Source organism: Pseudorhodoplanes sp. (assembly GCF_046289595.1).
In the GTDB taxonomy this organism is placed as follows: Bacteria; Pseudomonadota; Alphaproteobacteria; order Rhizobiales; family Xanthobacteraceae; genus Pseudorhodoplanes.
Genome location: NZ_JBKBVB010000027.1, coordinates 1 through 21817, shown reverse-complemented (window position 1 = coordinate 21817; position 21817 = coordinate 1). Strand labels below are relative to the sequence as shown.

At 65.7% G+C, this 21817-nt stretch carries 20 protein-coding genes and 1 tRNA gene; 10 read left to right on the top strand and 11 right to left on the bottom strand.

All coding sequences use genetic code 11. From position 1 onward, the window contains the following. Positions 1 to 466: 466 nt before the first annotated feature. Complete coding sequence (locus ACK41X_RS08155) at positions 467 to 1177, top strand: alpha/beta fold hydrolase (protein WP_409721142.1); 711 nt, start codon at positions 467 to 469, stop codon at positions 1175 to 1177. Positions 1178 to 1276: 99 nt separating this feature from the next. Here the strand turns inward: ACK41X_RS08155 and ACK41X_RS08150 are convergent, their stop codons facing one another. The 5 genes from ACK41X_RS08150 to tsaD all read right to left on the bottom strand — a co-directional run bounded on the left by ACK41X_RS08150 (position 1277) and on the right by tsaD (position 6558). Then, a complete protein-coding gene (locus ACK41X_RS08150; RefSeq protein WP_409721139.1) occupies positions 1277 to 1789 on the bottom strand; it encodes a L,D-transpeptidase in 513 nt (170 codons plus the stop codon). Positions 1790 to 1964: 175 nt separating this feature from the next. Beyond that, on the bottom strand, positions 1965 to 3911 hold the full coding sequence (acs, locus tag ACK41X_RS08145; RefSeq protein WP_409721137.1) for an acetate--CoA ligase: 1947 nt from the start codon (positions 3909 to 3911) through the stop codon (positions 1965 to 1967). 188 nt (positions 3912 to 4099) lie between these two features. Continuing rightward, entirely contained in the window at positions 4100 to 4516 is a 417-nt protein-coding gene (locus tag ACK41X_RS08140) for an EVE domain-containing protein (protein WP_409721134.1), read from the bottom strand. A 2-nt stretch (positions 4517 to 4518) separates the two neighbouring features. Then, entirely contained in the window at positions 4519 to 5508 is a 990-nt protein-coding gene (locus tag ACK41X_RS08135) for an NAD(P)H-dependent glycerol-3-phosphate dehydrogenase (protein WP_409721131.1), read from the bottom strand. Between the two features lie 3 nt (positions 5509 to 5511). Further along, on the bottom strand, positions 5512 to 6558 hold the full coding sequence (gene tsaD / locus ACK41X_RS08130; protein WP_409721182.1) for a tRNA (adenosine(37)-N6)-threonylcarbamoyltransferase complex transferase subunit TsaD: 1047 nt from the start codon (positions 6556 to 6558) through the stop codon (positions 5512 to 5514). Between the two features lie 111 nt (positions 6559 to 6669). On the opposite strand from tsaD, the gene hemC reads away from it, so the two are divergent. The 8 genes from hemC to ACK41X_RS08090 all read left to right on the top strand — a co-directional run bounded on the left by hemC (position 6670) and on the right by ACK41X_RS08090 (position 16180). Further along, complete coding sequence (hemC, locus tag ACK41X_RS08125; RefSeq protein ID WP_409721128.1) at positions 6670 to 7611, top strand: hydroxymethylbilane synthase; 942 nt, start codon at positions 6670 to 6672, stop codon at positions 7609 to 7611. Beyond that, complete coding sequence (locus ACK41X_RS08120; RefSeq protein WP_409721125.1) at positions 7611 to 8327, top strand: uroporphyrinogen-III synthase; 717 nt, start codon at positions 7611 to 7613, stop codon at positions 8325 to 8327. Before hemC ends, ACK41X_RS08120 begins: the two co-directional genes overlap by 1 nt. Positions 8328 to 8428: 101 nt before the next feature. After that, positions 8429 to 10003: a hypothetical protein gene (locus ACK41X_RS08115; protein WP_409721123.1), complete on the top strand. Its 1575-nt coding sequence runs from the start codon at positions 8429 to 8431 to the stop codon at positions 10001 to 10003. Between the two features lie 12 nt (positions 10004 to 10015). Further along, the gene (locus ACK41X_RS08110) at positions 10016 to 11584 is read left to right on the top strand and encodes a heme biosynthesis protein HemY (RefSeq protein WP_409721120.1); all 1569 of its coding nucleotides are present in this window, start codon (positions 10016 to 10018) and stop codon (positions 11582 to 11584) included. 118 nt (positions 11585 to 11702) lie between these two features. After that, positions 11703 to 11777, top strand: a tRNA-Thr gene (locus ACK41X_RS08105). Positions 11778 to 11832: 55 nt separating this feature from the next. Continuing rightward, positions 11833 to 12711 carry an oxaloacetate decarboxylase gene (locus tag ACK41X_RS08100; RefSeq protein WP_409721117.1) on the top strand — a complete coding sequence of 293 codons (879 nt, stop codon included), beginning with the start codon at positions 11833 to 11835 and terminating at the stop codon, positions 12709 to 12711. A gap of 194 nt (positions 12712 to 12905) precedes the next feature. Then, entirely contained in the window at positions 12906 to 14480 is a 1575-nt protein-coding gene (locus ACK41X_RS08095) for a 3,4-dehydroadipyl-CoA semialdehyde dehydrogenase (protein ID WP_409721114.1), read from the top strand. Positions 14481 to 14578: 98 nt separating this feature from the next. Continuing rightward, positions 14579 to 16180, top strand: coding sequence for a benzoate-CoA ligase family protein (locus ACK41X_RS08090; protein ID WP_409721111.1), 1602 nt, complete (start codon positions 14579 to 14581; stop codon positions 16178 to 16180). Positions 16181 to 16299: 119 nt separating this feature from the next. On the opposite strand, the gene ACK41X_RS08085 is transcribed toward ACK41X_RS08090, so the two are convergent. Both ACK41X_RS08085 and ACK41X_RS08080 read right to left on the bottom strand, forming a co-directional pair. Next, the gene (locus tag ACK41X_RS08085; protein ID WP_409721108.1) at positions 16300 to 17076 is read right to left on the bottom strand and encodes an ABC transporter ATP-binding protein; all 777 of its coding nucleotides are present in this window, start codon (positions 17074 to 17076) and stop codon (positions 16300 to 16302) included. Continuing rightward, positions 17073 to 18086 (bottom strand): FecCD family ABC transporter permease, encoded by a 1014-nt coding sequence (locus tag ACK41X_RS08080; RefSeq protein WP_409721105.1) that lies wholly within the window; start codon positions 18084 to 18086, stop codon positions 17073 to 17075. Before ACK41X_RS08080 ends, ACK41X_RS08085 begins: the two co-directional genes overlap by 4 nt. Positions 18087 to 18115: 29 nt before the next feature. Between ACK41X_RS08080 and ACK41X_RS08075 the strand changes: the two genes are divergently transcribed. After that, positions 18116 to 18964 (top strand): ABC transporter substrate-binding protein, encoded by an 849-nt coding sequence (locus tag ACK41X_RS08075; protein ID WP_409721102.1) that lies wholly within the window; start codon positions 18116 to 18118, stop codon positions 18962 to 18964. Here ACK41X_RS08075 and ACK41X_RS08070 read toward each other — a convergent pair. The 4 genes from ACK41X_RS08070 to modA all read right to left on the bottom strand — a co-directional run. After that, positions 18925 to 19749 (bottom strand): cobalamin-binding protein, encoded by an 825-nt coding sequence (locus ACK41X_RS08070; protein WP_409721099.1) that lies wholly within the window; start codon positions 19747 to 19749, stop codon positions 18925 to 18927. The genes ACK41X_RS08075 and ACK41X_RS08070 overlap by 40 nt on opposite strands. Positions 19750 to 19788: 39 nt before the next feature. Then, on the bottom strand, positions 19789 to 20511 hold the full coding sequence (locus ACK41X_RS08065) for an ABC transporter ATP-binding protein (protein ID WP_409721096.1): 723 nt from the start codon (positions 20509 to 20511) through the stop codon (positions 19789 to 19791). After that, positions 20508 to 21176 carry a molybdate ABC transporter permease subunit gene (gene modB, locus ACK41X_RS08060; RefSeq protein ID WP_409721094.1) on the bottom strand — a complete coding sequence of 223 codons (669 nt, stop codon included), beginning with the start codon at positions 21174 to 21176 and terminating at the stop codon, positions 20508 to 20510. Before modB ends, ACK41X_RS08065 begins: the two co-directional genes overlap by 4 nt. A 26-nt stretch (positions 21177 to 21202) precedes the next feature. Further along, positions 21203 to 21817: molybdate ABC transporter substrate-binding protein (gene modA, locus ACK41X_RS08055; RefSeq protein ID WP_409721091.1), on the bottom strand; the 615-nt coding region annotated here is incomplete at its 5' end.

Sequence of the window (21817 nt, the reverse complement as noted above, 5' to 3'; positions counted from 1 at the left end):
GACCGAGTACGGACGCCACATCCGGAAAGGTTTAAGGTCAGGTCGTCGCAGCGGTGGATAGCTTCGTCAGTCCACCGGGGGTCCAGCGGAGCAAGCCTTCAAACACCGCGCGCGGAACGCCGGAATTTTTCGGCGGTCCGTGGTGACGACCTGCTCATGCGCTTTCCCTCATCGCGCATGAGGCCATGGGCTGGCTGAAAGCCCGGCGTGCGCAGACAAGTTTACGCAGTCTGCGCAAGCTAGACTGCGATGCGCCCTTGGGTTTGCCCGAGGGAAGGAATGCGAGATGGGACGACGGGCGCGCCCGCGCCGTCAAAAGAACAGGGCCGGCGGAGCTTTGCCCTCAGTCATGCGCGGGCTTGACCCGCGCATCCATCAAGCGAACAAAGCAAGCAAAATCGAAAGAAGATGGATGGCCGGGTCAAGCCCGGCCATGACAGATCGTGTTGCTGGGAGAAGGGATCACATGACCACCTATGTCCTCGTTCACGGCGCCTGGGGCGGCGGCTGGAAATTCGCCCGCGTTGCGGAAGCCTTGCGCAAGCGCGGCCACAGCGTGTTCACGCCGACCCTGACCGGCGCAGGCGAGCGCGCGCATCTCTTGTCCGGCGACATCAATCTCACCACTCATGTCGCCGATGTGCTCAATGTGATCCGCTACGAGGGTTTGTCGGATCTCGTTCTGCTCGGCCATTCCTATGGCGGTATGGTGATCACCGCGATCGCGGACAAAATTCCGGAAAAGATCGCGGCGCTGGTCTATCTCGATGCCTTCGTGCCGCAGGACGGGCAATCGCTGTTCGATCTGAACATTCCCGCCAATACCCAGATGTTTCTTGAGCGCGCCGGCAACAACGGCGGCCTCCTGATCCCGCCGCCGCCGGCCAAGGCCTATTTCGGGGTCAACGACAACGACGCGGCGCGGGTCGATGCGCTTGCAGCGCCGCAGCCGATCGGCACCATGATCGAGAAGGTCACACTCACCGGCGCGTATCGTGCGGTGAAGAAGAATATCTACGTCCACGGCGCGGTGCTGCCGCGCGAGAGCCCGTTCAAACGCTTCCACGATGCGGCCAAGCAGGCAGGCTGGGAGACCCATGCGCTGCCCTGCGGGCACGACATCATGCTCGATCTGCCGGACGAGCTGACGGAGATTCTGGATAGGGCGGGGAGATAGATGCGCGGCCGACAACCTGGACCGCTCGTCCCCGCGAAAGCGGGATCCAGAGTCACAATGCTGGATGCCCGCCTTCGCGGGCATGAGCGGAGGTTGAAGCTATCGCGTCACCACCACGCGGGTGCCGTAGCCGACGCGATCATAGAGATCGAGGATGTCGGCATTGTGCATGCGGATGCAGCCATAGGAGACGAAGCCGCCGATCGAGCCCGGCACGTTGGTGCCGTGGATGGCATATTCACCGCCCGACAGGGTGAGCGCGGCGGCGCCCATCGGATTGGCCGGCACGCCGCCGGGAATGACATCGGGCAGCCGCGGATTATCGCGCTTGACCTCGCGCGGCGGCGCCCAGGCCGGCTTGATGCGCTTGCCGTTGATATAGCGGGTGCCGAACCAGGCCTTGCCGGCGCGGCCGACGCCGACGGGATAAACGATCGCCTTGCCGCCAGGCAGCACGTAATAGAGCCGCCGCTGGCTGTGCTTCACCACCACGGTGCCGGGCGAATAATCCTCGCGGAACGTCACGGTCTGCCGCGCTTCGGCCGGGCTGACCGCAACGAAGAGCGGTGCGATCACGGAGATGGCAAGCGAAAAAGCCAGCGCCAGACGCATGATTTCATTCCCGAATCTTGCATGGGCCTGCTTCCGGCCCGATTTGCGCCGGAAAATAGACCAATCGCGCCAGCCGAAAAAGCGTGCGGCCGCAACAATCTGACCGGTGTTGAAATCCGGCAACGGGGATTGTCCCGTTGCCATTCACGCTGCGACAACCTGTCTTGTCCGGATCTTAAGCGCGCGCCCGGTTCTGTCGGTTGGTGACGAGGTCGTCCACCACGGCCGGGTCGGCGAGTGTCGTCGTATCGCCGAGATTGGAGAAATCGTCCTCGGCGATCTTGCGCAGGATGCGCCGCATGATCTTGCCGGAGCGGGTCTTGGGCAGGCCGGGCGCGAATTGCAGGAGGTCGGGCGCGGCAATGGCGCCGATCTCCTTGCGCACCCAGCCGACCAGCTCCTTCTTGAGGTCGTCGCTCGGGGTCTCGCCGGCCATCAGGGTGACATAGGCGTAGATGCCTTGCCCCTTGATCGGATGCGGATACCCCACCACGGCGGCCTCCGACACCTTGGGATGTGCGACCAGCGCGGACTCCACTTCCGCGGTGCCCATGCGGTGGCCCGAGACGTTGATCACGTCGTCGACCCGGCCGGTGATCCAGTAATAGCCATCCTCGTCGCGCCGGCAGCCGTCGCCGGTGAAATACTTGCCGGGATAGGTCTTGAAGTAGGTATCGACGAAACGCTGGTGGTCGCCATAGACCGTGCGCATCTGACCCGGCCACGAATCCGCAATACACAGATTGCCGGTGACGGCGCCGGTCAGCACCTTGCCTTCGGCGTCCACGATCTCGGGCTGAACGCCGAAGAACGGCAGCGTGGCGGAGCCGGGCTTCTGCGCGATGGCGCCCGGCAGCGGCGTGATGAGAATGCCGCCGGTCTCGGTCTGCCACCAAGTATCGACAATCGGGCAGCGGCTGTCGCCGACCACGCGGTAATACCATTCCCAGGCTTCCGGATTGATCGGCTCGCCGACCGAACCAAGGAGCCGCAGCGACGCACGCGAGGTTTTCTTCACCGGCCCGTCGCCGGCCTGCATCAGGGCGCGGATCGCAGTCGGTGCGGTGTAGAAGATATTGACCTTGTGCTTGTCGATGACCTCCCAGAACCGCGAATTGGTCGGGTAGTTCGGCACGCCCTCGAACATCAGCGTGATCGCGCCGTTCTGTAACGGGCCATAGACGATGTAGCTGTGGCCGGTCACCCAGCCGACGTCGGCGGTGCACCAGTAGATGTCCCCGTCGTGATAATCGAACACATATTGATGCGTCATCGAGGTATAGACGGCATAGCCGCCGGTGGTGTGCAGCACGCCCTTCGGCTTACCGGTCGAGCCGGAGGTGTAGAGGATGAAGAGCGGGTCTTCCGCATTCATCTCCTCGCAAGGGCAATCGGCCGGCACGTCTTTCGCGGCGTCGTCGAAATACACATCGCGGCCGGCCTTCATGTTGACGGGTGCGCCGGTCCGCTTGACCACGATCACCGAGGTCACGCCGCCGGCCTTGTCGCAGGCCGCGTCGATATTGTCCTTCAGCGGAATCTTGCGGCCGCCGCGCAAACCCTCGTCGGCGGTGACAATCACGGTGGACTTGCAGTCCTCGATGCGGCCGGCGATCGAATCCGGCGAGAAGCCGCCGAACACCACCGAATGCACCGCGCCGATGCGCGCGCAGGCGAGCATGGCGTATGCCGCTTCCACGATCATCGGCAGATAAATGGTGACGCGGTCGCCCTTCTTGACGCCCTGCGCCTTCAGCACATTGGCGAACCTGCAAACCTCGGCATGCAATTGCCTGTAGGTGACGGTCTTGGAATCCTTCGGGTCGTCGCCTTCCCAGATGATCGCAACCTGGTCGCCACGCTTCGCCAGATGCCGGTCGATGCAGTTGAAGGCGAGGTTGAGCGTGCCGTCCTCAAACCATTTGATCGAGACATTGTGCGGATCGTAGGAGGTGTTCTTCACCTTGGTGAAGGGCTTGATCCAGTCGACGCGCCTGGCCTGCTCGGCCCAGAATGTGTTCGGGTCGGCCACCGACGCCGCATACATTTCCTTGTATTTGGCGTTATCGATAAACGCCCGCTTCCGCCACTCGGGCGAGACTTCGTAGAGCTTGTCGGACATCTATTCCTCCCCGGCCAGGCTGCAGGGTTCAATCGCTTTTCCTGAGCGCCTGTCTTGATTTGCCGCAATTATGCGACAGCCGCTCTGGCAGCGACAAGAGCTTGGCTGTCGAACTTTCGTCAGATGACCCGTGCGAGCGGCAGTCTGGAGCAGCAGCTGCGCCAGACCGCGCGCAATACCGGTGCAGGTCAAACCCCGCCCATCTTGCAGACGAGCTTCCATTCCGCGGCCGACACCGGCTGCACCGAAAGCCGCGACTGCTTCACCAGCGCCATGTCTTTCAGCTTGGGCTCGGCCTTGATGGCATCGAGGGTGACTGGCGTTTTCATCGGCTCGCGTGCGGCAAAGTCCACCACCACCCAGGGCTCGCCCGCCTTGGCACTCGGGTCGGGATAGCTTTCGCGCACCACCTCGACGATGCCGACGATCTCCTTGCCGATATTGGAATGGTAGAAGAAGGCGAGGTCGCCCTTCTTCATCTTCTGCAGATTCTGTTTGGCGGTGTGATTGCGCACGCCGGTCCAGGCTTCGCCCTTCTTGCCGGATTTCACCTGCTGGTCCCAGGACCAGGCATCCGGTTCGCTTTTCACCAGCCAGTAATTCATCGTCAAACCTCCGCACGAAACGGCCGGGTCATCAGCCGTTCGATTGCCTCGCCGATGGTGAGCGCGCCGCCGAGCACGTCGGCAACAGCGTCCACCACCGGCATGTCAATGTCCCGCGCGCGCGCCATCTCCTGCAGCACCGAGGCGGTATAAACACCCTCGGCAAGCCCGGCCTCGGCAATGGCTTCGAGCGGCGACAGCCCTTTTCCGAGCGCAAGGCCGAGCGAAAAATTGCGCGATTGCGGCGTCGAGCAGGTCAGGATCAGGTCGCCGAGCCCGGACAGGCCTGTCAGTGTCTCCGGCCGGGCATCGAGCGCGCGGCCGAACCGCATGAGTTCGGCAAAGCCGCGGGTGGTGAGGGCTGCGGCCGCGCTCGCGCCAAGCCCGCGTCCCGAGACCACGCCGGCGGCGATCGCCAGCACATTCTTGGCCGCGCCGCCGATCTCGACGCCGCGCAGATCGGTGGTGTGATAGGGCCGGAAGGTGTCCGAACCAAGCGCGCGGCACAGGCTCGCCGCGGTCTTTTCGTCCTGCGCCGCGAGCGTCACCGCGGTCGGCAGGCCGCGCGCCACGTCGGCGGCGAAGCTCGGCCCCGACAGAATGGCGGGCGCGGCGTTCGGTGCGGCTTCCGTAATTACTTCGGTCATGAACTTTGCGGTGCCGCGCTCGATTCCCTTGGCGCAGGCGATCACCGGCATGCCGTTGGTGATGAGCGGTGTGAGCAGGGATGCAACGTCGCGCATCGCCTGCGCCGGTACGACCAGCAGCAGCGCATCGCAGCGCGTCGCCTCGTCGAGCTTTGCGGTGATGGCGATGCCCCCGTCGATCTGTATGCCGGGAAGCCGTGCGCTCTTGCGTGTCTGGGCGATGGTCTCCGCGATGTCCGGATTGCGCGCAAAGACCGTGACATCGCGGCCGGCCCGGAACGCGGCGCTCGCCAGCGCCAGCCCCCAGCTGCCGGCTCCGATCACGGACAATCGCTGATAGGGCATGGTTCAGCCTCGCGGTATGGCCGGGACGATGGCCTCGAGCGGCCAGCGCGCGCGGGGGGCGACATCGAGCGGATCGGTGAGCCCGCAGGCGAGCCGCTCCGCGCCGGCCCAGGCGATCATGGCCCCGTTGTCGGTGCACAAGGCCGGCGGCGGCACGATCAGCGCAATATCCTGCTCGTCCGTCAACCGCTGCAGGGTCTGCCGGATGCTTTGATTGGCGGCGACGCCGCCTGCGGCGACCAGCGCATTCGGCGCACCATAGCGCTCGCGGAAACGCCGCAAGCCGGCGCGCAGCCGGTCGTAAACCGTATCGACAATTGCCTGCTGGAAGGAGGCGCAAAGATCGGCGACGTCCTGATCGGACAGCGGCGCGATCCGCTCGGCTTCCAGCCGCACCGCTGTCTTCAGCCCGGACAGCGAAAAATCCGGCTCGCGCCTGTGCTGCATCGGCCGGGGCAAAGCGAAACGTTGCGGATTGCCGAGCGCCGCCCGCCGCTCGACCTCCGGCCCGCCAGGATAGCCCAGACCGAGAAGCTTTGCGGTCTTGTCGAAAGCCTCGCCGACGGCGTCGTCCATGGTGTTGCCGAGCAGGGCATAATCGCCGACCCCGCGCACCGCCACGATCTGGGTGTGTCCGCCGGACGCCAGAAACAGGCAATACGGGAAATCCACGCCGTCGGTCAGCCGCGCGGTCAGCGCATGCGCTTCGAGATGGTTGACCGCGATCAGCGGGGTGCGGTGTACGAGTGCCAGCGCCTTGGCGGTGGTCAGTCCGACGATGACTCCACCGATCAGCCCGGGCCCCGCGGCGGCGGCGATCCCGTCGAGCGCGTCGAAACTGCACTGCGCTTCGGCCATGGCCTGCGCGATGAGGAGATCCAGCACCTCGACATGGGCGCGGGCGGCAATTTCCGGGACCACGCCGCCAAAGGCGGCATGCTCGTCGGTCTGCGACAGCACGATGTTCGACAATATCCGTCCGCGTCTGTCCGTGTCCCGCTCAACGATCGCGGCTGCGGTCTCGTCACAGGTGGTTTCGATGCCCAGCACGATCATCGGCTTGCATTCCCCGCCGGGACACGGCCCTATGCGGGGCGAAAGACCCGGGCCCGGTCCATGGAACAGCATATTTAAAGCGGTCCGGTAGCATTGCGAGGTTTGATGGCGCAATCGGCAACTTCCGCACACCTGTTGCGGATCGGTACCCGCGGCTCTCCGCTGGCGCTGGCGCAGGCCTATACCGTGCGCCAGCGGCTGGCTGCGGCACATGGCTGTAGAGCCGACGAGATTGCGATCCGCATCATCAAGACCACGGGCGATCAGATTCTCGACCGGCCATTGTCCGAGGCGGGCGGCAAAGGGCTGTTCACCAAGGAGATCGAGGAAGCGCTGCTGGCGCACAAGATCGACATTGCCGTGCATTCCTCGAAAGACATGCCGACGCTGTTGCCGGACGGCCTTGCGCTGGTTGCCTATCTCGAACGCGAGGATGTCCGCGACGTCTTCATCAGCCGCAAGGCGGCGACGTTGGCGGATTTGCCGCACGGCGCTGTGGTCGGCAGCGCCTCGCTGCGCCGCCAGGCGCTGGTGAAGCGGCTCCGGCCCGATCTGCGGGTCGAAACCTTTCGCGGCAATGTGCAGACGCGGCTGCGCAAGCTCGACGAGGGCGAGGCTGACGCCACGATGCTGGCGCTGGCCGGGCTGAAGCGGCTCGGCCTGGAGCGCGAGGCCACCGCCATCCTGCCACTCGACGATTTCCCGCCGGCGGTCGGGCAGGGTGCAATCGGCATCGAGGCGCGCATGGACGACACCCGCACGCTCGACCTGCTGGCCCCGATCGCGCATCGCGCGACGCGGATTGCGCTCGAGACCGAGCGCGCCTTTCTCGCCGCACTGGACGGCTCCTGCCGCACGCCGATTGCCGGCCACGCCATTGTCGACGGCGATGTGCTGCGTTTTCAAGGGATGATCCTGCGTCCCGATGGCAGCGAGGTGTTCGAAACCGCGCGTCAGGGGGCCGTTGCGGACGCAGATCGGCTCGGCGCCGATGCGGGCCGCGAACTGAAAGCGCGCGGCGGGCCCGATTTCTTCACGAGCCGGTGATGCGTGTGCTCCTGACGCGGCCGCTTGCGGAAGCCGAACGTACGGCGGAGGCGTTGCGCGCGCTGGGCCATCAACCGGTGATGGCGCCGTTGCTCCTGATCGAGCCGATTGCGGATGCGCGAATCGGACCCGGCCCTTTCGCGGCTGTGCTGATGACCAGCGGCAATGCCGCACGCGCGATAGCCGGTCATCCGGACGTCCGGTCGCTTCTTGCGCTCGATTGTTATGCGGTCGGATCGCAGACCGCGGCTGCCGCGCGAGCGGCTGGATTTCGCACGGTCGAGGCTGCGGACGGCGATGGCGGCGACCTCGCCAGATTGATCGGATCGCGGCTTGGCGACCGCGACAGGCCGCTGCTCTATCTTGCCGGGGAAGATCGGGCGCGAGACATGGCGGCGGAATTGTCGCCTTATGCCTTACGGCTCGAACTTGCGGTGGTTTATCGTGCGGTGGCGGCGCAGCGCTTTGCCCCCGAGATTGCGGCGGCTTTGCGGGACGGACAACTTGACGCCGCACTGCATTTCTCGCGGCGCAGCACCGCAATTTTCATCGATTGCATTCGTGCTGCGGGCGCGGAGGCCGCCGCGGCGCGCATGATGCATGTCTGCCTTTCAGCGAATGCGGCGGAACCTTTGGCGGCGATTAACGTCAAATCCATTCTTGTGGCCCAGAAACGGGATGAACCGTCAATGCTGGCGCTATTATCCGCGTCTTAAGGTCAAGTTGCCGCGATGCGTCATCCCTAGTATCGAAAGCGGTCAGGGGGCCGTGTCTTGGCTTGGTCCCTGTCTCCCGTCTCGTCCGAGGAGGCCGCGCCGTGAAGAAAGAAAAGATGGCACAAGGCAAGGACAAGAACGACCCCAAGAAATCCGCCGGCGGAGCCGCGGGCCGCACCAATCGGCCGACCACGATCGACCTGAAGGCGACTGAAATCAAATCCGACCCCGCCAAAACGCCATCCGCTCCTGCGGAAGCCGCGGCGCCCGAGCGTGTGACGCCGGATGCCGCCCAACCCGAAGCGGTCAAGCCGGAGGCTGTCACATCCGAACCGGCAGCTTCGGTTGGCGGCAAGGCTGAATCCGGCACGGTCGAATCCGGCAAGCCGGAGCCGCTCAAGCCCGCGGAACCGGCTGCCGCGGCGTCGCAGGCTGGCTCTGACCGCAAGCCTGCAAATGCGACGGACAAGCCGTTCGGCAATGCCGCACGCATCGAGCCGGTTCAAAGCGGCTCCGCGGACCGGCCGCCGCATGGCATTCCATGGCCGCTCATCGGTGTTGCGGTCGCAGCCGCGCTGGTCTTCTTTGTCATTGGCCTGGGCGCCGCGCAGCTGTTCACCGGCCGCACCTCACAGCACTCGGCGCCGGTCCCGGTTGTGGCGACGCCTTCGCAGGAATTGCTGGAGCGGATCGGCCGTCTGGAGACTCAACTCGCGGCGGCTTCCAGCGAAGCTCCGCAGGTCCGGGAGCTGCAGGGGCGGCTCGCCAAGCTCGAAGCCGCGCTGAATGCGCCGCCGAAAGACGATCCGCAACTGCAGGCGCGCCTTTCGAAGATCGAGACACAGCTGGCTTCACCGCGCGAAGCCGATCCGCAATTGCTTGCCCGCATTGCTGCCGCGGAAGCCGCAGTGAAAACGCTCGCCGAGATGACGGCAACGCGCGAAAAGAGAAGCGACGATATTGCCGCGCTGGCCCAGGAGGCGCGCGAGCGCGCCACGACCGCAGCCTCCGCCATCGAAGCGGCGCAAAAAGCGCGCACCGAGTCGGCAGAAACGCACGCCGACGTCGATGCGCTGACTGCAAGGGTCGCGACGCTCGAACAATCGGTCAAAAAAAGCGAAGCCGAGCTTACCAGCCGCATCTCACATGACGATGCGAAAAGCCGCTTCGCGATCGCAGCGCTTGCGTTGCGCGACGCCGTCGCGACAGGCATGCCGTTCGCGGCTGAACTTGCGGCCGTCAAGTCGTGGTCCGGGCATTCGGATGCTGTTGCGGCGCTCGAGCCTTTCGCAACGTCCGGCGTTCCGACCGCGGATACGCTCGGACGCGAGCTTTCCGGGGTGATGCCCGCGATCTGGAAGGCTTTGCGCAAGGATGAAGCGCCGGGTGGCTCATTCATCGAACGGCTGCAGGCCAATGCCGAAAAGATCGTGCGCATTCGCCCGGCGGGCGACGTGCCGGGCGACGAGCCGGCCGCAATCGGCGCGCGGATCGAGAGCCGGGCCGGTCAGGCCGATATCCATGGTGCGCTGTCCGAACTATCCAAATTGCCGCCGGAAACCCGCGCACCGGCCGAAGCCTGGATCAAAAAGGCGCAGGCCCGCGTCGCGGCTATCGCCGCGGCACGCAGCATTTCTCAGACCGCGCTCGATGCGCTTTCAAAATCCGGATCGTGAGGCCGCTGCAGGATGATCCGGGTTGCTTTGTTTTTGATCGTTGTCGGCCTTCTTGCGCTGGGGGTGAGCTGGCTCGCCGATCGGCCGGGCGAAGTCACGCTGACATGGCAGGGCTGGCGCATCGAGACTTCCGTGATGGTCCTGCTCGCGGCGATCCTCGCCGTCACTGCAGCGATGATGCTGGTGTGGTCGATCCTGCGCGGCGTGTGGCGTTCGCCAGCGCGGCTCGCGGAGGCGCTGCGCAATCGCCGGCAATTGCGCAAGGAACGCGCAATCATGCGCGGCCTGATTGCAGTCGGTGCAGGCGATGCGCGCACGGCGCAACGCTATGCCGACGAGGTGAGGAAGATCGCGCCGGACGAGCCGCTGGCGCTGCTGCTTGCGGCGCAATCGGCGCAGTTGTCCGGTGACCGCGTCGCGGCGGAGACGGCATTCCGCCGTATGGCCGCGGGCGAGCAGACCAAGCTGCTCGGATTGCGCGGGCTGTTTATCGAAGCGCAGCGCCGCGATGACCTTGCGAGCGCGCGTGCCTATGCCGAGGAAGCGGCGCGCACGGCGCCGGCGCTGACCTGGGCCGGAAATGCAGTCCTGCAGATTCGCTGCGCGGACGGCGACTACGAAGGTGCACTCGATATACTGGAGAAGAACCGGTCCGCCGGCGCCTTGGATCGTGCAAGCTATCGGCGCCAGCGCGCCGTGCTGTTGACGGCGCGCGCGCTTGGACTGGAGAACACCGAGCGTGAGACCTCCCAGGCTTTGGTAACCGAAGCCGTCAGGCTCGCGCCCGATCTGGTGCCTGCAGCCGCCCTTGCCGCGCGCTATCTCGCCGAGGGCGGCGATCTGCGCAAGGCGACGCGCACGATCGAGCATGCATGGCGGACCACGCCGCATCCCGACCTTGCCGAGGCCTATGCCTATCTGCGCTTCGGCGATTCCGCGCGCGACCGGCTCAATCGTGTGCGCAGGCTTGCAGCTCTTGCTCCGGCTCATATCGAGAGCGCGCTGGCGCTGGCGCGGGCGGCCATCGATGCGCGCGAATTCGCGCAGGCGCGCGATGCGTTGTCGCCGTTTACCGCGCAGCCGACGCAGCGGGTTGCGCTCCTGATGGCCGATCTCGAACAAGCCGAATTCGCCGACGAGGGCCGCGCCCGCGAATGGACCGCACGCGCCGTGCATGCGGCGCGCGATCCGGTCTGGATGGCGGACGGCTATGCGTCCGACCAATGGCTGCCGGTGTCGCCGGTTTCGGGGCGGATCGACGCGTTCGAATGGAAGACTCCGGTCGCGGCGATCGCGCCTGCACCGCCGCCGGCCCAAGAGGAGCCGGTTCAGCGGGAGCCGGCCCGGCCGGCCATCGAATCAAAGCCGGTCCCCGAGGCGCCGCCGCCAGCCGCTTTGCCCGCCGCGGCAGCGACGGTCGTTCCGCCGCGTGTGGTCGAAAGCCCGCGCAAGGTTCCGGACGCCGAGACGGTCATTCCGATTGCGCAGGTTCCGGACGATCCGGGTCCCGAGCCTGACCAGGAGCGCGAGCCGCAGCCCGACCCGGCTTCGCCCGCGGCCGGCTGGAAGCGCCTGTTCTGACGGGATACCAGCGCCGCGGCTGCGTCTGCGCCCCCGGTGCTTGGTGAGGCTGTCATCCGCACGCCTTGAAAAAGGGGATATGGACCGCTATCAGGGGCGCCTTACCGTCTCGCATCTCGCCGGCGTAGCTCAGTGGTAGAGCATCCGCTTCGTAAGCGGGTGGTCGGGGGTTCAAATCCCTCCGCCGGCACCAGCCGCATTGTGTGTCCGGCCCGGACACATTGCGCGACAAGCAACAAAGATCCGTGATGACCGCAACCTCCAACCGGCAAAGCACGCTCGCCGGACGGCTGAAGCAGCCGGGCCTGATCTCCGCTCCCGGGGTGTTCGACATGGTGTCGGCGCGCATGGCCGACAGCATGGGCTTCGATGCGCTGTACATGACCGGCTTCGGCGTGGTGGCCTCGCATCTCGGTCTGCCGGATGCAGGGCTTGCGAGCTATACCGAGATGGTCGGCCGCGTTCAGCAGATCGCGCAAGGGACGGCGACGCCGCTGATCGCCGACGGCGATACCGGTTACGGCGGGTTGCTGAATGTGGATTTCACCGTTCGCGGCTATGAAGCCGCCGGCGCCGCCGCAATCCAGATCGAGGATCAGGAATTTCCCAAGAAATGCGGTCACACACCGGGACGTCGTGTTGTCCCGCTTGAGGACGCGGTGCGGCGCATCAAGGTGGCCGCGCAGGCGCGCAGCTCCAAGGATTTCCTGATCGTGGCCCGCACCGATGCGCGCACCTCGCTCGGTCTCGACGAGGCGCTGCGCCGCGGCGAAGCCTTCGTGAAGGCCGGCGCGGATGTCCTGTTCATCGAATCGCCGGAGAGCGAAGCGGAGATGGAGAGGATCGGGCGCTCCTTCGACGTGCCGCTGCTCGCCAACATGGTCGAGGGCGGCCGCACGCCGGTGCTGAGCCGCGACGAACTGGAGCGGCTCGGCTTCAAGCTGGCGATTTTCCCGGTCTCGGGCCTGCTGGCCATGGCGGCCGCCTTGCGCGCGGTCTATGGCGAGATCCGCAGCAGCGGCTCGACCGCCGGATGGACCGGCGAGTTCCACGATTTCGCAGCCTTCACCCGGCTGATGGGGTTCGAACGGATCTGGGCGTTCGAGCGCGACAACGCGGAACTCTGACGCCTCGCCGCTTCGGCGATGGCAGGATGCTGCCGTGCATTGCGCTCGTATGCTGCACTGCGTTAAGGACGATCATCGCAATTGCGCGGGCGCCCGACGTTCCATCTTTGTGACAGCCGAATCCCGTCTCGTGGTCTGGCCCGCTCGCTGAGAGGATGCATGATGCGCTCGCGCGCTCAAGGGAGACCGGGATCATGAGTAACTCGCCACAGGCGCTCGAAAGCTATCTCGCCGGCGCGTGGCGGCGCGGCGACGGCGTCGAGACCGAGCTGGTCGATCCGGTGCACGGCACTGTGCTCGCAACCGCAAGCGCCCGCGGTCTCGACTTGAATGCCGCGCTCGATCATGCGCGCAAGTCCGGCGGACCGGCGCTGCGCGCGCTCACCTTCGCGGAACGCGCCAAGCTGATCGGCGCGGTAGCGGATGTACTCGTTGCCAATCGTGCGAAATATGAAGGGATCGCGATCGCCAATTCCGGCAACACCAAGATTGACGCCGCGATCGACATCGACGGCGGCATCGGCACGCTGAAATATTACGCCCGGCTCGGTGGCTCGCTCGGCGGCGCGACCTTTCTGCTCGACGAGAAGCCGGTGCGGCTTGCCAAGGCCGAGAATTTTCAGGCCATCCATCTGCTCGCGCCGCGCCACGGCGTCGCGGTGCATATCAACGCGTTCAATTTCCCGAGCTGGGGACTTTGGGAGAAGGCCGCGGTGTCGCTGCTCGCCGGCGTGCCGGCGCTCGCCAAGCCCGCGTCCTCGACGGCGATGCTGACGCATGAGATGGTGCGCGACGTTATCGCCGCCAAGATTCTGCCCGAGGGCGCGCTCAGCCTGCTGTGCGGCGGCGCCGGCGATCTGCTCGACAGCGTGACGGCCGACGACGTGATCGCCTTCACCGGCTCGTCGGAGACCGCGGGCCGCATTCTCCGCCATCCGAACATTCTCGCGCGCGGCGTGCGTGTGAATATCGAAGCCGACAGCGTGAACGCGGCCTTGCTCGCGCCCGGTGCGAGCGATGCCGCTTTCGATGCCTTCATCAAGGAAGTCGGCCGCGAAATGACGGTGAAGGCGGGACAGAAATGCACCGCCATCCGCCGCGTCTTCGCGCCGGCCGATCGCGCCGATGCGGTCGCCGACGCGTTGCTGGCGCGGCTGAAGAAAATCACCCTCGGCGATCCCCGCAACGAGACCACGCGCATGGGCCCGGTGGTGACGCGGGCGCAGCAGGCGGCGGCATTCGAAGGCATCGGCAAGATTGCGGCGCAGGCGCAGGTGCTGACCGGCGGCGCGAGCGCGCCGGCCATCGACGGCATCGATCCGGCGAAATCGGCCTTCGTTCCGCCGACGCTCATGCGGGTGCCCGACGGGGGGAGTGCGGATGCGGTCCACGACACCGAGGTGTTCGGCCCGGCCGCGACCATCGTTCCCTACAAGAGCGAAGCTGAAGCCTTCGCGCTGGTGGCGCGGGGCGGCGGCTCGCTGGTCGCGTCCGTCTATGGCGACGATCGCGCGTTCTTTGCACGCGCAGTCGCAGAGCTAGGGCCGTCGCATGGCCGCCTGCTGATGGTCGAGCCATCGATCGCCGATGTGCATACCGGCCATGGCATCGTGATGCCGCAATGCCATCACGGCGGACCGGGCCGCGCCGGCAACGGCGAGGAACTGGGCGGATTGCACGGGTTGCGGCTCTATCACCAGCGGCTGGCGGTGCAGGGATCGACCGATCTGCTCAACGAATTGCAGGCGAAGGCATTCGCGCTGCATTAGGGGACGATGCCAAAGGCCAAAGGCCAAAGGCCCAATAAGAAACGCCAACAAGAAGCCGAAACAATAAGAAACGGAGAACCGGACGAAGGGAGCGTCCAGTGTCCGAGCCATATCTGGAACGCCAGCCGTACAATGCGGCCGTGGATTTTATCGACGCCAATGTCGCGCGTGGCTTCGGCGAAAAGCCGGCTTTCATCGATCCGCAACGCAGTCTCACCTACGCGCAATTGCAGCAGCGGAGCTGCCGATTCGCGTCGGGCCTGCTGGCGCTGGGGCTGAAGCCCGAGGATCGCTTGGCGCTGCTCTTGCCCGACACGGTCGATTTTCCGGTGGCGTTCTTCGGCGCGATTCGCGCCGGGATCGTCGCTATTCCGCTGAATACTTGGCTCAAGCCCGAGCAATACGCTTTCATGCTTGGCGACAGCCGCGCCTGCGCGCTGGTTGCCGATACGTCCCTGGCCGGGATGCTGCGCGACGTCATCCCGGCGATGCCATCGCTTCGCCATCTCATTGTCGCCGGCGACGGAGCCGAGGCGCTGCCGACGCTTTCCGGCCGCACGCCGCTTCCCTTCGAGGCGGTATGCCGCATGGGCAGCGCCGACGTGTTCCACGCCGCCACACTCTCCGACGAGGTCGCATTCTGGCTCTATACGTCGGGATCGACCGGCGAGCCGAAGGGCGTCAAGCATGTCCATTCCAGCCTGATGGCGACGGCAAAGCTGATGGGGCAGGGCATCCTCGGTATCGGTCCTGACGATGTGGTGCTGTCGGCCGCGAAGCTTTTCTTCGCCTACGGGCTCGGCAACGCCATGTCGTTTCCGATGTCGGTCGGCGCCACCACCATCCTGTGGCCGGAGCGGCCGACGCCCGAAGCCATGTTCGCATTGATGCGCGACCATCGCCCGAGCCTTTTCTATGCGGTGCCCTCACTCTACACCGCGCTGCTTTCGCATGCGGAGATGTCGCGCGGCGCCGGGTCCGACCGGTTGCGCCTTTGTGTGTCCGCGGGCGAGGCGCTGCCTGCGCATATCGGAGAGCGCTGGCGCGATGTGGCAGGCGTCGATGTGCTCGACGGAATCGGCTCGACCGAGATGCTGCAGACCTTCCTGTCGAACCGCCCCGGCGAGGTGCGTTACGGTTCGACCGGCAAGCCGGTGCCCGGATACGACTTGAAAATCGTCGACGAAAACGGCGCCGAATTGCCGGCGGGTCAGATCGGCGAACTGATCGTGCGCGGGCCTTCTGCGGGCGAGGGCTACTGGAACCAGCGGCGCAAGAGCCGATCCACCTTCGCCGGCGAGTGGACCTTCACCGGCGATAAATTCTATCGCGATGCCGAGGGTTATTATTTCTACTGCGGACGCACCGACGACATGTTCAAGGTCTCAGGCATGTGGGTCTCGCCCTACGATGTGGAGGCGGCGCTGATGTCGCACGAAGCGGTGCAGGACGCCGCGGTGATTCCGAAGGAGGATTCCGACGGCCTGATCAAGCCGAAAGCCTTCGTGGTGCTGAAGAACGGCCATGCCAATGACGAAACCTTGCTGCAGACGCTGCGGGAGCATGTGAAAGCGCGTGCCGGCACCTGGAAATATCCGCGCTGGATCGAACTCCGCTCCGACCTGCCGCGCACCGCCACGGGGAAGCTGCAACGGTTCAAGCTGCGCGAGGAGGATGCACGGCGGGGGGTAGAGGCGTGAGGCCGCTTCATGTCATTCCGGGCGCTCGCAAGTAAGAACCCTGAAATCAAGGTCATTCCCTCGATGGCCTCTGGATCCCGATCGCCGTTTCGCGGCGTCGGGAATGACGGCAGCACGCATTATAACGGCCTCCTCACCAGCGGCACCTGCATTTCGCCGATCCGGATCATGTCGGCTTCCACGCCGAAAATCGCGGCGATGCGTTGCGGGCTGAGCGCGGTCGCAGGCTTCTCGTCGGCAACGATCCTGCCTTTTTCGAGGACGATCAGCCGGTCCGCATAGCGCGCGGCCAGCGCCAGATCGTGAATCACCGCAAGCACCGCGCCTCCGGCCTTTGCTGCGTGGCGCAGCACATCCATCACCACGAATTGGTGGCGGGGGTCGAGCGAGATGGTCGGCTCGTCGGCCAGCAAGACGTTGGCTTGCGTTGCCAGCACGCGGGCCAGCGCAACACGGGCGCGCTCGCCGCCGGACAAGCTGGTGACGATGCGTTCGGCGAAATCCTTGGTGCCGGTGATGTCCATCGCCTGTTCGACCGCGGCGCGGTCGGCGTCGTTGACCGGCGAGAACGGATCGGCATGCGGATAGCGGCCGAGCGCCACGATCTCGCCTGCGGGCAAGGGCCACGAGAACGAGTGCCCCTGCGGCAGATAGGCGAGACGCCGTGCGCGCTCGCGGGCTGTCAGCGTGCTTGCGGAACGGCCTTCGAATTCGACCGTTCCGAAACAGGGGACGAGGCCCGCCAGCGCCTTAAGGAGCGTGGTCTTGCCGGCGCCGTTCGGCCCGACCAGGACGACCATCTCGCCTGCGGACAGCGTCACGTTCGCGTCTTCGACGATGGTGCGGCCGCCGAGGCGTACGGAGATGCTCTTCGCTGCAAGGAGTGGCGCGCTCATGACGGTTCGCCCTCGAGCCATCGGCGCTCGCTGAAGATCATGAAGAGAAAGAACGGTACGCCGATCAGCGCGGTGACCACACCGACCTTCAGCTCGATCGCAGACGGTACGATCCGCACTGCGATGTCCGCGGCGAGCAGGAGCGCCGCCCCGGCCAGCGCCGCGGGAAGCATGATGCGCGCCGGGTCCGACTGCACATGACGGCGCACCAGATGCGGCGCGACCAGGCCGACAAAGCCGATTGCGCCTGCGACTGCGGTCGCAGCACCCACGCCGAACGCGGTGCCGAGCACCACGGCGAGCCGCGTGCGCTGCAGATCGACACCGAGCGAGACCGCGGCATCGTCGCCGAGCGTCAGCGCGCGGAACGCGCGCGCCTGGGACAGCAGAACGATCCAGCCGAGGATCATGAAAGGGGCGGCGATCGTCAGATGGTCGCGCGAGCGGTCCTCCAGCGAGCCGAGCAACCAGAATGCGACTTCGAGTGCGATGAAGGGATTGGGCGCGAGATTGAGGATGAGCGCGGTCATCGCTCCCGCAAAAGCGGCGAGCGCAAGGCCGGCGAGCAGGATCACCGTGAGGCTCGTCCGCGGTCCGGCGATCAGCACCAGCGCGCCGACCGATACCAGCGCGCCGAGCATGCCGGCGACCGGGACCAGCAGCGACGTCGCTGGCAGCAAGCCGAAGGCGATGACGAACGACGACGCGGCGGCCGCGGCCTGCGGCGCACCGAACAAGGCCGGTTCGGCCAGTGGATTGCGGAACAGGCCCTGCAAGGCCGCTCCGGAAAGGCCGAGCGTCGCCCCGATCAGCGCTGCGAGCAGCGTGCGCGGCAGGCGGATGTCTCGGACGATGATGCCAGCAACCCCATCGCCGCTCCATAACGCCTGCAGCGCGGTCCGTGCGGACAAGCCGGCGGGGCCGGTGATCAGGGACGCGGCCATCAAGGCGAGGACGAGCGCGGACAGCGCCGCGTTCAGTCGCCAGTCCGATTTCTGTCTCGCTTGCATGTTTGGCCCCGCCGGGGCCTTATGGCCGCATGATGCGCAAGGCTGCAACAACATTCCTGCTCCTGCCTTTGCTGTGCGCGTCGCTTTGGCCCGGTACCGCGCAATCCGATGCGCCCCGGCGTGTGGTGTCGTTCAATCTCTGCGCCGACCAGCTCGTCGTGGCGCTGGCCGACCCGGAGCAGATCGCGGCGCTCTCGCCTTACGCTGCCGATCCCGCGCTGTCGGTGGTGGCCAACAAGGCCCGGCACTTCCGGAAAGCCGACTGGCAAGCCGAGTCGACGCTCCTGCTCGAGCCCGACCTCGTTCTGGTCGGCCCCAATGACCGCTCCATCACGCGGCGGATGCTGGCGGCGCAGGGACTCCCGGTGGTCGAGACCGGCTTCGTCAGCGATCTCGATTCGGCCCGCCGTCAGATCCGCGAGATGGCGGCGCTGCTGGGCCACAAGGAGCGCGGCGAAAGGCTGATTGCGGAACTGGACCGCGCGCGGGCACGCCTCGCAGCAGCCGCGCCGAAAGGCGACCGCACCGCGCTGGTGGTCGAGCGCGGCGGCTATACGCAAGGGCCGGCGAGTCTCGCCGCAACATTGCTTGCCGCGGCCGGGCTGAAGCCGCCGGCCGGCGCGCCGCAGGGTTATGGCGGCTTCATTCCGCTCGAAAGGTTTCTGGTGCTCAATCCCGATATTGTTTTCCTGAAAGACCCGCCGCGCCAGGCCACCGATCAGGGCGCGATCTTTCTCCTGCATCCGGCTTTGCGCGAACGCTATCCGCCGGAGCGGCGCGTCGCCTTGCCCACGCGCTACACCATGTGCGGCGGGCCCGCGCTGATCGCCGCTTTCGATTACATGGCGGACGAAATCGCGCGGCTGCCTGTGCGTTGAGCCGCGGCCCAGTCGCGCACGATCGCGGCGAGCGCATCGAGCCCGTCGGTCAGCGCCGCAGGCCCCGGCTGCAGGATCAGCGGCGACTTGATCTCGCGCAGAAAGCCGTTCCTGACCGCCGGGATCGCGTCGAAGCCAACGCGGCCTGCGACCTTGGCCGGTACGAATTTCTTGCCGCACCATGAGCCGATGATGATTTCGGGCGATGCCGCGATCACCTGCAGCGGCGTGACGATGCGTTCTGGTGCGGACTTATTCCGTGACAGTTCCGGGAAGACATCCACCCCTCCCGCGATCTCAATGAGTTCCGACACCCAGCGGATGCCGGAAATCATCGGCTCGTCCCATTCCTCGAAATAGACGCGCGGCCGTCGAGACAATTGTGCCGCGTCGGTGCGAACCGCGTCGAGCTTCGCCTGAAGCGATGCCGCCAGCGCCTCCGCCTTGTTCTGCGCGCCGACCAGCGCACCGAGTGTGCGGATCATTGCGAAAATTCCCGCGACGTCGCGCTGGTTGAAGGCATGCACTTCGACGCCAGCGCGAATCAGCTGCGCCACGATATCCGCCTGCAGATCGGAGAACGTGAGAACAATGTCCGGGTCGAGCGCGAGGATTTTCGGCACATCCGCGCTGATGAAGGCCGAGACCCGCGGTTTCTCCTTGCGCACCCGGGCGGGACGCACCGCATAGCCCGAGACGCCGACGATGCGATCCTGTTCCCCGAGGAGGTAAAGCGTCTCCACGGTTTCCTCGGTCAGGCAAACAACGCGGGATGGCGGGTGCATCGCCCTTTATCGCAGCATTCGGCTTTGCGGGACAACCCACTATGGATCGAGGCCCAGCACCTCCGCTACTTCGGGGGTTGCCGGGTTCTCCATGATTGCTCGCGGCTGGGCGCTCTGGAGAATGCGTCCGCCATGCAGGACGACCATCGTATCGGCAAGCTTCACGGCTTCGTCGATGTCGTGGGTCACGAGGATTGTCGGGATCGACAGCTGCTTTCGCAATTCGGCGATTTCCTGGTGCAGTTTCCGTCTGGTCACCCGGTCCACCGCCGAGAACGGCTCGTCCAGCAGCAGGACTTTCGGATCGCGGGCCAGCGCCCGCGCCACTGCGACGCGCTGCTGCTGGCCGCCGGACAATTCGGCCGGACGGCGTGCGCCGAGGCCGTTCAGATGAACCTGATCGAGCAAGGCTTCCGCGCGCGCGGCGCGTTCGGCCTTGGGCACATGATCAAGCGCGCTCATCACATTGCGGAGCGCCGTCATATGCGGAAACAGCGCGTAGTTCTGGAACACCATGCCGGCCCGCCGGCGGTGCGGCGGCAGCGCAAGCCCGGCCTCGCTGTCGAACCAGACATCGCCGCCCACGCTCACCTTGCCCGTTCGCGGCCGGTACAGGCCTGCGATCGAGCGCAGCGTTGTCGATTTGCCGCTGCCGGAGGGGCCGACCAGCGCGAGAATTTCGCCCGACGCGCAGGTGAGATCGATGGCCAGCGGAATAGGGTCCGCCTGATGCAATGATATGGACAGTCCGACCGGCTTCACGCGAGCCTCCGTCCGACCCGGCGCGAAAACGCGAAGGTCATCGCAATGGCCAGAAGCGACATGACGAGGAGCAGCGCCGACATCTGCGCCGCTGCGGCATCGTCGAAGGCCTGGACACGGTCGTAGATCGAAATCGCAATCGTTTTGGTCTCGCCGGGAATCGAACCGCCGACCATCAGCACCACGCCGAACTCACCGAGCGTATGCGCAAAACTCAGCACCATCGCCGTCAGGATGCCCGGCCACGCCAGCGGCAATTCGACCCGCATGAACGCGGTCCATGGTGTCATGCCCGAGCAGGCCGCGGCGTCACGTACATCGCGGGAGATGGCCTCGAACGCCCGCTGCATCGGCTGGATCGAAAACGGGATGTTGACGATCACGGACGCGAGCAAAAGGCCTTCGAAGGTGAAGACGAGCTGATGCCCGAACAGCTTTTCCCACGTCTGTCCGACCGGCGAATTGCCGCCGAACGCCACCAGAAGGTAATAGCCGAATACGGTCGGCGGCAGCACCAGCGGCAGGGCGACAAGCCCCTCCACCGCTGCCTTGCCGGTAAAGTCGCGATAGGCGAGCCACCGCCCGGCGACGATGCCGAGCGGCAGCAGGATGGCGACCGTCCATGCGGCGAGCCGCAGCGACAGCCAGAGGGACGTCCAGTCCATAGCAGCAGTCTCGTCTCAACCTCTCGTCATTCGCCAGGTAGCACGAAGCCGTATTTGATCATGATCTTGCGCGCCGGCGGCGTTTGCATGAAAGCGTAAAACCGTTCGGCGACTGGACCGGCTTTGGTCGTCAGCACCATCCGCTGCCGCAGCGGTTGATGCCACTCGGCAGGGATCAGAGCGTAAGCGCCAAGCTTGGAAACCTTCGGAGACAGCGCCAGCGAATAAGCGATAATCCCGCCCTGCGTCGAGCCGGAGGTGGCGAAGGCCGCGGTTTGCGAAACGTTCTCGCCGAGTACCAGCTTGTCCTGGATAGCGGTCCATATGCCCTGATGCTTCAGCGCTTCCTCGGCGCGCTTGCCGTAAGGTGCATGCTCGGGGTTGGCGATGGCGAATTTCTTCACCCGGCCGTCGGCAATCGCGGCCTTCAGGTCGGCCAGCGATCCGTCCGCTTTCAATGGTGAATTATGAGGCACGATGACGACGATGCGTCCGATCGCATAAAGCGTACCGTTGTCCTTGGCATGACCGCTTTTCGCCAGTTCGAAGATGTAATCCTCGTCGGCGGACAGAAACATTTGGAACGGCGCGCCCTGCTGGATCTGCCGGGTGAAGTTTCCGGACGAGCCGAATGCCAGCTT